At 32.4% G+C, this 11,003-nt stretch carries 12 protein-coding genes, 1 pseudogene and 1 riboswitch; of the genes and pseudogenes, 2 read left to right on the plus strand and 11 right to left on the minus strand.

Going from position 1 to position 11,003, the window contains the following annotated elements; all coding sequences use genetic code 11:
- Window positions 1–63: 63 nt before the first annotated feature.
- The 3 genes and pseudogenes from AC1RYN_RS10540 to AC1RYN_RS10550 form a co-directional block, all read right to left on the minus strand.
- Window positions 64–318, minus strand: a pseudogene (locus AC1RYN_RS10540) (DUF4252 domain-containing protein); the annotation flags it as partial.
- A gap of 64 nt (window positions 319–382) precedes the next feature.
- Window positions 383–742 (minus strand): hypothetical protein, encoded by a 360-nt coding sequence (locus AC1RYN_RS10545; RefSeq protein WP_481806950.1) that lies wholly within the window; start codon window positions 740–742, stop codon window positions 383–385.
- A 101-nt stretch (window positions 743–843) separates the two neighbouring features.
- Window positions 844–1,353, minus strand: coding sequence for an RNA polymerase sigma factor (locus tag AC1RYN_RS10550; protein WP_481806951.1), 510 nt, complete (start codon window positions 1,351–1,353; stop codon window positions 844–846).
- 126 nt (window positions 1,354–1,479) lie between these two features.
- On the opposite strand from AC1RYN_RS10550, the gene AC1RYN_RS10555 reads away from it, so the two are divergent.
- Window positions 1,480–2,931: a S41 family peptidase gene (locus AC1RYN_RS10555; protein ID WP_481806952.1), complete on the plus strand. Its 1,452-nt coding sequence runs from the start codon at window positions 1,480–1,482 to the stop codon at window positions 2,929–2,931.
- 68 nt (window positions 2,932–2,999) lie between these two features.
- On the opposite strand, the gene AC1RYN_RS10560 is transcribed toward AC1RYN_RS10555, so the two are convergent.
- The 8 genes from AC1RYN_RS10560 to AC1RYN_RS10595 all read right to left on the minus strand — a co-directional run bounded on the left by AC1RYN_RS10560 (window position 3,000) and on the right by AC1RYN_RS10595 (window position 10,817).
- Entirely contained in the window at window positions 3,000–4,067 is a 1,068-nt protein-coding gene (locus AC1RYN_RS10560; RefSeq protein WP_481806953.1) for a YncE family protein, read from the minus strand.
- Window positions 4,068–4,071: 4 nt separating this feature from the next.
- Complete coding sequence (locus AC1RYN_RS10565) at window positions 4,072–5,925, minus strand: TonB-dependent receptor plug domain-containing protein (RefSeq protein ID WP_481806954.1); 1,854 nt, start codon at window positions 5,923–5,925, stop codon at window positions 4,072–4,074.
- A gap of 28 nt (window positions 5,926–5,953) precedes the next feature.
- Window positions 5,954–6,179: riboswitch (cobalamin riboswitch) on the minus strand.
- A 78-nt stretch (window positions 6,180–6,257) separates the two neighbouring features.
- Window positions 6,258–6,794, minus strand: coding sequence for an alpha-ribazole phosphatase (cobC, locus tag AC1RYN_RS10570; protein ID WP_481806955.1), 537 nt, complete (start codon window positions 6,792–6,794; stop codon window positions 6,258–6,260).
- Entirely contained in the window at window positions 6,779–7,576 is a 798-nt protein-coding gene (locus tag AC1RYN_RS10575) for an adenosylcobinamide-GDP ribazoletransferase (protein WP_481806956.1), read from the minus strand. Before AC1RYN_RS10575 ends, cobC begins: the two co-directional genes overlap by 16 nt.
- Before the next feature lie 197 nt (window positions 7,577–7,773).
- Entirely contained in the window at window positions 7,774–8,214 is a 441-nt protein-coding gene (gene tnpA, locus AC1RYN_RS10580; protein WP_481806957.1) for an IS200/IS605 family transposase, read from the minus strand.
- A gap of 15 nt (window positions 8,215–8,229) precedes the next feature.
- Window positions 8,230–9,909, minus strand: a complete 1,680-nt coding sequence (cobT, locus tag AC1RYN_RS10585) for a nicotinate-nucleotide--dimethylbenzimidazole phosphoribosyltransferase (RefSeq protein ID WP_481806958.1) — start codon at window positions 9,907–9,909, stop codon at window positions 8,230–8,232.
- Between the two features lie 61 nt (window positions 9,910–9,970).
- A complete protein-coding gene (cobU, locus tag AC1RYN_RS10590; RefSeq protein WP_129539561.1) occupies window positions 9,971–10,480 on the minus strand; it encodes a bifunctional adenosylcobinamide kinase/adenosylcobinamide-phosphate guanylyltransferase in 510 nt (169 codons plus the stop codon).
- 142 nt (window positions 10,481–10,622) lie between these two features.
- Window positions 10,623–10,817 (minus strand): C1orf53 family protein, encoded by a 195-nt coding sequence (locus AC1RYN_RS10595; RefSeq protein WP_481806960.1) that lies wholly within the window; start codon window positions 10,815–10,817, stop codon window positions 10,623–10,625.
- Between AC1RYN_RS10595 and AC1RYN_RS10600 the strand changes: the two genes are divergently transcribed.
- On the plus strand, window positions 10,771–10,980 hold the full coding sequence (locus AC1RYN_RS10600; protein WP_481806959.1) for a hypothetical protein: 210 nt from the start codon (window positions 10,771–10,773) through the stop codon (window positions 10,978–10,980). The two genes, AC1RYN_RS10595 and AC1RYN_RS10600, sit on opposite strands and share 47 nt — an antisense overlap.
- The last annotated feature ends 23 nt before the right edge of the window (window positions 10,981–11,003 follow it).

Genomic DNA, 11,003 nt, shown 5'->3' on the forward strand with positions numbered 1-11,003 from the left:
ATGTATTGCTAAGGTTAATACATGCTCCTGTTGTTAGGGAGGCAGCACCTTCTGTTTTTGTTATTTATCTGCGGTAAGTTTCATGTCAGCTTCAACTTTGGAGTTTTGTGTTGTAAACACTTTTAGGTTATCTAGTTTTTTAATAAGGCTTAAGTATTGTTGCGTGTCTTTGTCTGAAGCATCAACTTTTACTTTACTCATTAAATCAAACATTTTTTTGTTTACAATTACAGAAGTTACATCATCCTGACCATCATATTTATCAAAAGCTCCTTGTGCGTAAAAAGCATGACTAACAAAAGCGAAAACCAGTGTCATTATGAAATTTTTACTAAAACTACTTCTGTTATTTTTTCTGTTTTCGTGAATTATTGATTTCATTTTATCGGATTTTATTTTGTTTAAAAATTAAGTTTTTTGATTGTTCGTATTCTTTAATGTACTGGATACTTTCTATACCAGTATTAACATTATGTGACACCATAGCGAGGGCTTTTTGCGTTGCCGCCAAAGCTTCTTCTGGAGAGTCATAAGTTCCTAATTCTGATTTTGCAACAACAGGAGTTGTGTTATTTGTGTTGTTGAGGTAAAAATAAGAACCTATTCCTAGTAAAAGGACAGCCGAAGCAGCAATTGATAACCACGCCACATTACGTTTCTTAGTTTGTAGTGGAATTTCTTGCGTTAAACGTTGTTCTTTTACTTGAGAGAAATAACCAAAAAGTGGTTTGTATTGTTCCAAATGCTGCGCAACAATTCCCAGAAGAAAAATAATTCTTTAATTCATTTTCTTCGGCAATAGTGCTTTCTCCCTGAAAGTATTTTTCTAATATTATTTCTATTTTATCTGATTCCATATTGGTGTGTATTAAGCATAGATTCTCTTATTTTTTTTCTAGCTCTTGAAAGCGCTACGCGTATAGCAGTTTCGTTCATGTTAACTATTTTAGCAATTTCATCAAATTCATACTGTTCGACATCTCGTAACTGAATTAAAATTTGCTGCTGTTCTGGCAACTGATTCATTATTTTTTCTACCCATTCTAAACTATTATTATCCTCAACTTTTTGATCTAATTGTGGCTCCCTGTCTTTGTAATTAGTATGAACAAGAGTAATATTACTGGCTCGTTTTGATTTTAATTGATCCAAGCAATAATTTTTGGTCATTGTCATGGCAAGAGCTTCAACATTATTATAAGTGTTTAAGGTTTCTTTTTTATTCCATAGTTTTACTAAAATTTCTTGCGAAGCATCTTCTGCTTCTTCTGTACTTGTGAGCAATCGTTTTGCCAGACGAAATACTTTGTCTTTAAAAGGATTTACCAGCTGAATGAAAACGATTTGATTCATAAAAATGACAAATTATAGGTTCGCTTATAATATCAAGACGAAACAGAATTATTTTTGTTACAAATGTGCATTAAATAAAACTAAAGGTAGTATTTTTACGTTGATATTATATTGACACCTATTACTATGAAGACAATATTTAGAACTACGATATTATTATTAGCTATATTCTGCTTTCAAGCTTGCCAAGATCAAGATGACGTGGCTGCTCCTAAGAATTTGCAGGTACAGGATTTTATCTGGAAAGGATTGAATCAGTATTATTTATGGCAGGGCGATGTTCCTAATTTAGCTGATGACCGTTTTAATAATAATCAAGAAGCATTAAATTCTTTTTTAAGAGGCTATCCAGATCCTGAAACATTATTTAATTCTTTGCGAGTAGATCCGTCAATAGATAGGTTTAGCTGGATTGTTGATGATTATACGGTTTTAGAGCAAGAACTTCAAGGAACATCAAAAAATAACGGAATAGATTTTAAATTAAGCCCAAAGTCAAAAGGTTCTAATGATTTGATTGGTTTTGTACGTTATATTTTGCCTAACTCTGATGCTGCAAACAAAGGAGTGAAGCGAGGAGATTTATTTTATGGTATTAACGGAACGCAAATCACTTATGATAATTATAGAACGCTTCTTGCGTCAGATAGTTATACTATAAATTTAACGGATTATAATGGAACGACATTTGTTCCAAATGGGAAATCGATTACGCTTACTAAATCAGTTTTGGATGAAAATCCTATTTACATTAATAAAGTGATAGAGAAAGATGGTCATAAAATAGGCTATTTGATGTATAATGGTTTTTATGGAAACTATGATAATCAATTAAATGCAGCATTTGGGGAGTTAAAATCAAAAGGTGTTACTGATTTGGTTCTTGATTTGCGATATAATGGAGGAGGTTCTGTACAAACGGCAACCCGATTGGCAAGTATGATTACAGGGCAGTTTACTGATAAAGTTTTTTCTAAACAAAAATGGAATAGTAAGCTCAATAAGTATTATGAAACTGAAGATCCTGAATTACTTAATAATAGGTTTGTAGATAAATTTAATGGAGTTACGTTAAATAGTCTGAATTTGAGCAAAGTGTATATTTTAACGACTAAAAGTACAGCATCATCAAGCGAACTTGTCATTAATGGTTTAAAAACATATATTGATGTAGTACAAATAGGTGATGTTACTATAGGTAAAAATGTGGGATCGGTTACTCTTTATGATTCACCTACTTTTGGTAAAAATAATCGAAATCCGAATCATAAATATGCAATGCAACCAATTGTTTTAAAAATCGTTAATTCTGTAGGCTTTGGAGAATACACTAACGGATTAACACCAACATATAGTGTATTAGAATCTATAAATGGATTAGGCGTTTTAGGAGATGAGAATACTGAGCCGTTATTGGCTACTGCCGTTTCAAAAATTACAGGAACTGGCAAAATGATTCTGCCTAAAGATGGTAAAGTGTTTGAGTATTTTACCGATTCAAAATCAATAGATGGTATTCGAAATCAAATGTATTTGGATAAAGCTCCAGAAGGGCTTTTGCGAGCATTGCAAGATTGATAATAGAAAAATAAAAGGCTTTCGTTAGAAAGCCTTTTTTAATAAAGTAAAATGTAAATAGATTTTAATTAGTCATTGAAGTAAAATCCGTTTGGACCAACACCAACGGTTAATTCTTTTTGTAAAGTTCCTGTAAGAGAATAGATGTATGCTTTACTATCAGCTTTAAAGTCACCACCATCTGCTACAAAAATATGATTGTTTTTAACTGCAAAGCCGTATAAATAACCAACGTTAGAAGTTAAAATAGCTGTTGTAGAAGCTTCTGTAGCGTTCAGGTTCATAGCATAAACCGAATTTCCTGCAGTATAATAAATTTTATTTTCATAAATATCTAAATTACCTGCCCCATCTAATGATTCTGGAAATGTAATTTTAGATATTGTTTTATCTGAAAGCTTAACTTTTGTAATTTCGCTTCTAGTGCCGCCATATGGGCCTCTTAAGATATACAAAATTCCATTTTCCTCTTCCATAGTATCTGAACTTGAACCAATAACAATAGGAGTTTCTAGTTCTTTTGTAGCTACATTTACGATTAATAATTTGTTGTTATTTAGAGGTTCAGTAATGTATAATTTACCATCTTCTAATAGGATTCTATTAGCAGTTGCATTTAGTTCAATTTTAGACTCAACAGTATTTGTAGCTAAATTAATTACTGCAACATAATCATCTGTATTTCCATTTGGGTTTTCCTCTGGTTTTTCATAAGAATAGTAGGTGTTTGCATTAGTAACGTAAGCTTTTCCATTTTTTGCAACACCATATCTAGGGTTTTTAAGGCCAGTTTCTATCTTTGCAATTAATTTGAAAGTATATCGGTTTACAACATTAATTGAATTAGAACCACCTGCAATAATATATGCTCGATCGCCATCAAAAAATATATTTTGGGCATATTTACCCATTAAATCAGATGGGTTTGCGGTAGTGTAAATGTCTTTAATAAAATTATTAAGATTATTATCTATAAATGAAACAGATCCTTGACCAAGAGATCCTTCATTTAAGATCAGAATACCATTGTCATATATTCCTTTTTGTTCATCCGAATCGTTATCATTATCGTCATTTGAACAAGAAACGAACAATGAGACGCTAAGCGCTATTAAAAATAATTTGCTAAACTTCATTATATTAAAATTTAAGGGTTAAATACATATTAAAATTTCTTCCAGGCATAATTCGGTCTTCTAAGCTTTCATATTTTGTATTAAATAAATTACGAACTTGAAAACCAAGCTTGAAAGAAGATAGAAATTTAAAATCATAATCAATACCAATATTTGATACCAAATAATCATCAACGATTTCTTTTGGGTTATTATCAGCTCTTGTATATACAAAACCACTGTATAAAATTTGATAATTGGCTGATATTTTATCGCGAGCATATGCTATAGCTCCAGTTGCTTTATTAAAAGGAACAAAAAATATTTGCTTATTAGTTTCCTCATTTTTTGAAACAGTATATGCGTATGTTGCATTTAGGCTAAAATAATTTTTACCATAATTATTCTTCCAGCTTAGGAGTGTTTCTGTTCCGTATGAGTTTACTTTTTCGGTATTTTGTGGTGTCCATATTCCTTTGTTTCCTGGAACCCATTGTAATAAATCTCTAATTTTTATGTAATAAACCGTTTGAGAAAGGGTTATTTTTTTATATGAAAAAACATTCCCAATTTCGGCTTGATAAGAGTTCTCGGGTTTCAAGTTAGGATTCCCCCCTTCATCCCAATAAAGATCATTATAAGTTGGGATTCGGTAATTTCTGGATAGATTTAATTTCAGATTATAAAATTTACTAAATTCATAAGAAGACCCTAATGAGAATAATACTGGTGATTTATAATTATTGGTGAATTCTTTTCGAATACCAAATTCATTCAGCCATTTAGTTGTTGCTTGTTGTTTAGCTAATAAAGCTATAGAAGTTATTTCGCGAACATTATTTCCAAAGCTCGTTCCATATCCCTTGGTTCGGTTATAGTCTACAACCCCATTTATTTGAGTAGATTTTAATATTTGATATCCTAAATCTAGCTTAGTTATTAAGTTTTGCGTTTTTCCATAGCTATAGTAATCACGGTCTATGTCGGCAAAATATTGATAGTTTTCTAGTATATAAGCAGTCTTAAAATTGGCAGTTAATTTATTAAAATCACCATTGTATTCTATTAAATTACGGTTAAAACCATTTATGTATTTTGATTTTGTTTCTGATTCCGCAATCAAGGAAGTATTTCTATCTGTATTAGAGGTTTGACTGTATAGCTTAATGGTGTTGTTTTTGTTTATTTTGTATCCAAAATTGGCATTTACGCCAATCACATCATATTGACCATTAATATTATGACGTTGTTCACCTTTCCAGTTATAAGAATTTACATAAGGATAATCGTTGGTTGAACTGTTTCTAGAAAAACCAATTTGTGCACTCCATTTTTCATTAGAAATATTTGTTCTGTAGTTGATTCCAGTTGTGTTAAAGCTTCCGTAATCAAGCCTTAAACTATTACTAAATTGATTATTAAAGATTAAGTCATTGTTTAGATGTACAGTCCCTCCCACAGCTCCACTTCCGTAGATAACACTTCCACCGCCAGCTTTTATACTTATCGAATTATAATCATTGTTAGAAACGGTATTGAAATCAGTACTTCCGTTCATTTGTGAATTAATATTAATACCGTTCCATATAACTGCTGTTTGTGATGTAGTTGTTCCTCTAAAAGAAACTGTAGAAAGCATGCCGCGACCATATTCTTTAAAATATATGGTAGAATTAAAATTTAATAAATTGGTAAGTAGTGCTTCATTTTTCTGAATAATGGAGTCATTGAGCTTTAATACCGATTGTGAGTCTGAGTATTTTTTTAGATTAGTATCCGAAACTACAACTTCTTTTAATTTTGTTATAGAATCATTTTGTGCCAAAATGAATTGGCAAACTAAGAGTGAAAGACAGATGTAAAATTTTTGTAATGTCATAATTTCTAAACTCTTTTTCCCGAGAGTTCGATATTTGTTAACAAAGGCAGGTCTCCTGGCTTACGTCTTGTTGTTTTCCTTCCCGTCCTAAAACAGTGGTTTTGTTGTTAACAACAAGCATTCCTTGCGGAACTAAGTTTACAGTTGCGGGTACAGCTCAAGATTTTCGAATGTTGATTTTTCAATCTTCAATTACTTGATTCCCTTTTAATGTGTCTAAAAAATATGGCACAACCTTAATGTGGATGCAAATATAAAGTTAAAAAAGCTTAAAAATCAATGCTGTTTGATTTTTTAACGCTATTCATAAACAAAGTAAAAGCAGGTTTTCTTTATATTTCAACTTTTATAACTTGTCCAAAATCTACTTTGTTTTGAAAAGCATCTTTAAGAGGAAGAGAATTTAAAAGACATAAAATACTTCGTACAACTCCGGCATGTGCAACAATAATCGCCTTTGAGAGGTTTTTAGATAGTATTTCATTTTCCATAAAATGGGTAACTCTTTCATGTAAATCAATAAAAGATTCTCCGTTTGGGACGCAAATATTTACAAAATCTTCCATCCACGGATTTAGATCTTCTTGAGAGATTTCATTCCAATTTTTCATTTCCCAATCGCCAAAATTCATTTCCATTAAGCGTTTGTCTTCTTGGAAATTTAAAATTTTGGTTTTATCCTGGATATGTTTGGCAAGTAACACACAACGTTTTAGCGGACTAGAATATAACAATGCATCTTGAGGCAATTGCTTTGCAATGCTTTCAAAAATTAAGTCGTAGGGTTCTGCAATATTTACATCAGTTTGACCGTAGCAGATTCCTTTTTCGCAAACAGTTTTGGTATGACGAACTAAATAAATTTCCATATGGCTATAGCACTTAAGTAAAAAATAACTTCGCAAACTTGTTGAGTCGCGCCTAAACAATCTCCGGTATAACCATCAATCCATTTTTGGAAATAACGAGCTAAGAAATAACGAGCCAGAAAAACTGGGAGTACAACCAACAGGATTTGATATTGAAAATAGGAGAGTATTAAAAGAGGTAATAAGCCAAAAAAGAAAGCACCTACAACTTCTTTCCAGCTAAAATTTTTAGCGATTGGTTTACTTTTGCTAGTAGCATCTTCACGGGAATATTCATGAGTAAATACAATACTTATGGCTGCCAAACGGCTAACAGAATGTCCTGCTATGAACAATAATAAAATAGTAAATACCGATTGCTGGTTTGTAATTGTTTCTGTTATTACTAGTTCTGAAAGTAATTGGAATTTCAATAAAAATAATAAAACGACCCCAATGGCTCCATAGGCTCCAATGGCACTATCTTTCATAATCAATAGGATTTTTTCTTTGGTCCAGCCGCCACCAAAACCATCACATACATCGGCAAAGCCATCTTCATGAAAAGCACCGGTAGTTAAGATTCCTGTAATCATTCCTATAATTACTGCAGCAGATAATGATACTAAAAATGAAGCTCCATAAAAAGCCAGAAAAGAAATCCCTCCAACAATCCAACCTATCAAAGGGAAATAACGACTGGCTTTATTAAGATAATCAGGATTATGGTCGATGTTTTTAGGACAAGGAATCCTTGTGTAGAACATTAATGCAGTAAAAAATATATGGAGTTGTTTTTTCATTTATTGATTTTTGTTTATTTGGCTAAAGCCAATTTGATTATCAAATTATTAACCAACATCTAAAGATGTTGGCAATTCAATATTTAGATTGTCTACAAGTTTTATTTCATAGCATATTGATTTCCTATTTATTGAATTGCCTCCAGATTTATCTGGAGGTTATGAAATTTGGCATGTAATTGGCTTTAGCCAAATCTTTATTTATTATTTATTTTCTGGAATCCATACTTGAGGACAAACTCATCATATTCTTCCTGAAATGTTTTTTTAGTATGATGTATTTCTTGATTTTTAATATAGTCCCTTACTTTATCGACAATTGATTCAGAAACCGAAACGGCAAAATATTCATCTTGCCATTCAAATTTTTGCTTAGTCAATTGGTTTTTATTAATCCAAAACGAAGATTCTCCTTTTAGTAACTGTATTACTTTTTGAATATTTTGGTCAACACCTAAGGAAATAAGACAATGGCAATGGTCAGAATATCCATTTATAAAATCAATATAAATTCCTTTTTCCTTTGCATTATCTCTTATATGTTGCCAAACTTTTTGACGCAATTCAGCAGAATCTAAATAGGGAATTCTATTTTTAGTACTCCAAACAAGATGTATATATACTTTTATAAATGGCATAATTTCTAAAATCTGTTACTTCTTACTAATACCAGCATTCTCAAAAGTAGCCATTTCGTTTAGGAAAGCAATTGCCGATTGTAATATGGGTAAAGCAATTGCACAGCCCGTTCCTTCGCCTAAGCGTAAATCTAGTTGTAGAACTGATTTGGCCTCAAGATAATCTAATAATTTCTGATGTCCTTGTTCAGCCGAAGAATGGCAGAAAATCACATTCTTTTTAATGTCAGGATTTATTTTAAAGGCAATTAAAAAGGCGACAGTACAAATAAAACCATCTACAAGAATAAGCATGTTGTTTTTATAAGCGGCTAACATTCCGCCAGCCATTTGCATGATTTCAAAACCACCAAAATAAGCTAGTCGCTCTTTTAATTCGGCTTGACCAGAATAATTTTCGATAGCTTTTTTTAAGATTTCCTGTTTTTCATTTAGCTTAGCATCATCAACTCCAGTTCCTTTTCCCACACATTCCTTAATAGAGAAACCAGTTAAAACACTCATCAAGACTGAAGCTGTAGAGGTATTCCCAATACCCATTTCGCCAAACCCAATACAATTACTTCCCGTTTTTGCAATAGAATCTACAATTTCAGATCCTTTTAAGAAACATAATTGTAGTTCAGTTTCGCTCATTGCGGGAACATGTAAAAAGGACTGAGTTCCTTTAGCAATTTTAGCATTAATTAAATTGGCATTGGTAGGAAAATCATAATTTACACCAGCATCTACGATAGAAAGTTCAATATTGTTTTGTTTACAAAACACATTAATTGCTGCTCCACCTTCAAGAAAATTACCGACCATTTGTCGGGTAACGTCTTGCGGATACGCGCTCACACCATGATTGGCAATTCCGTGATCCGCGGCAAAAACAATGATATTAGGTTTTATAATCTCAGGATTCAAAGTCTGAAAAACAGTCCCGATTTGGAATGCTAATTTTTCTAAAATACCCAAAGAACCAAGAGGCTTCGTTTTTGAGTCAATTTTATGTTGTAGCGATTCTTTGAGAGAAGTAGTAATTTCAATTTTCGATTGATTTTCTAAATCTAATTTCGGAACAAAACTCTCATTTATAGTTTTAATTTCGATGCAATCAAAAGTTTCCGATTTCTGTTTCCAGTTCAATTGTTGCAACATCGGTTGATTGTCATAGTTTGTTGCGGGTTTTCCAATGCAAAAATAACCTAGTGGCTCTATGTTTTCGGGTAAGTCAATTATTTTTTTGAACTGATAATAGTTTAATATAGAAACCCAACCCATGCCGTAACCTTGTTCCGTAAGTGACAACCATATATTTTGTGCAGCACAAACGGAGCTAAATTTTACAGCTTCATTACTACCAACAGTTCCTATAGTAAAGTTGTTCAGTACCGAGCGATCATAAGCAATAATCATCCCAATCGGAGCTTCCTCAATGGCCTCTAGTTTTAAGGATTTATAATGTTCTTTTTGATGCTCATCATCAGTTAATGATTCTGCTTTTTTATTATAATCTAAAAATAAATCTTTGATAGCTTTTTTAACCCCATCAGATTTTATGATGTAGTATTTAGTTGCATCAGTCAAACCTACCGAAGGCGCCCAATGTCCTGCCTGCAAAGCTTTTTGGATAACCTCGTCAGGAACTTCATCATTTGTAAAATGACGTGTATCGCGGCGTGATTTTAAAATATCATCTAAATAACTCATGTTTTTTCTTTTTAAGGTTCAAAGGTTCAAAGGCGCAAAGGTTCAGAGGGACAAAGCCAAATTACCCTTTTATTTTTACTGGAATTCCAGAAACCATTAATACAACAGTATCGGCATTTTTGGCAAGAAACTGATTCATCCAGCCTTGTAATTCCGTAAATTTTCTTCCTACGTGTGTATCAGCATGAAGTCCCATTCCGATTTCGTTAGTTACAATTATCAAGGTTGCATCTGGCTGATTGGCTATTTTCAAGAATTCAGCTTTAGCTTCATCAAGAGATAATGTAACATCGTTTTTAGTGTCAACAAAAAAGTTCGTTAACCAAAGCGTTACACAATCAATCAAAGCCACTTTACCCGAAAAATCAATTTCGCTCAAGTGTTTTTCCTTTTCAATATTTGTCCAGCGTTCGTCTCGTTCTTGTTGGTGTCTGTCAATTCTATTCTGGAAATCTTCATCCCATTTTCGAGCCGTCGCCACATAAATTGGCGTATTCGTAAGTTCTAAAGCCAGTTCTTGAGCATAACCACTTTTCCCCGAACGTTCCCCACCAGTAATCAAGTAAATCATTTTTATAATTGTTAATTATGAATTGTAAATTTAAGAAGGGCGTTCCCTTCTGGTTCGGGCTATTCGCTATATCTTTTATTTTTTAAAGAAAAAAATAAAAGGATACCGCTACTATCCCTAACGCAACCGTATTAGTTGTTAATTATTTATAGGGGCAATGTCTACATCCGTTTCCACAACAACTTCCCCTTTTCAAATGAAACCATTCCTTAAAAACATAATTTCCATTTTCCAGATAATAATCAATTCCTTCAATAAGTGTATTGTTTTTAGGTAAAACAGAAGCTTTATTGTCAACTGCAATTTCGGGAGTAATTGTATTTACAAAATCATCTATTTTTACAGCGCAAGCATTTTTGAAACAATTTGGACAAAGACAATCTACAACTTCCGAAGGTACGAAAATAGGAGGGAAGTCATTACACCAACATTTGTTTCCATCGGGAGAATCACCACAATTAAATGCAGTTCCGCAGCTAGAAGAGGTGCCGCCTCCCTAACAACAGGAGCATGTATTAACCTT

It is taken from the genome of Flavobacterium sp. TC780 (assembly GCF_056783245.1).

Excerpts from the sequence above, each read along its gene's own strand:
- cobC (WP_481806955.1), bottom strand. The coding sequence starts at position 6,794 with ATGGAAATTTATTTAGTTCGTCATACCAAAACTGTTTGCGAAAAAGGA.
- cobU (WP_129539561.1), bottom strand. The coding sequence starts at position 10,480 with ATGATTTACTTGATTACTGGTGGGGAACGTTCGGGGAAAAGTGGTTAT.
- AC1RYN_RS10555 (WP_481806952.1), top strand. The coding sequence starts at position 1,480 with ATGAAGACAATATTTAGAACTACGATATTATTATTAGCTATATTCTGC.
- tnpA (WP_481806957.1), bottom strand. The coding sequence starts at position 8,214 with ATGCCATTTATAAAAGTATATATACATCTTGTTTGGAGTACTAAAAAT.
- AC1RYN_RS10565 (WP_481806954.1), bottom strand. The coding sequence starts at position 5,925 with ATGACATTACAAAAATTTTACATCTGTCTTTCACTCTTAGTTTGCCAA.
- cobT (WP_481806958.1), bottom strand. The coding sequence starts at position 9,909 with ATGAGTTATTTAGATGATATTTTAAAATCACGCCGCGATACACGTCAT.
- AC1RYN_RS10550 (WP_481806951.1), bottom strand. The coding sequence starts at position 1,353 with ATGAATCAAATCGTTTTCATTCAGCTGGTAAATCCTTTTAAAGACAAA.
- AC1RYN_RS10560 (WP_481806953.1), bottom strand. The coding sequence starts at position 4,067 with ATGAAGTTTAGCAAATTATTTTTAATAGCGCTTAGCGTCTCATTGTTC.
- AC1RYN_RS10575 (WP_481806956.1), bottom strand. The coding sequence starts at position 7,576 with ATGAAAAAACAACTCCATATATTTTTTACTGCATTAATGTTCTACACA.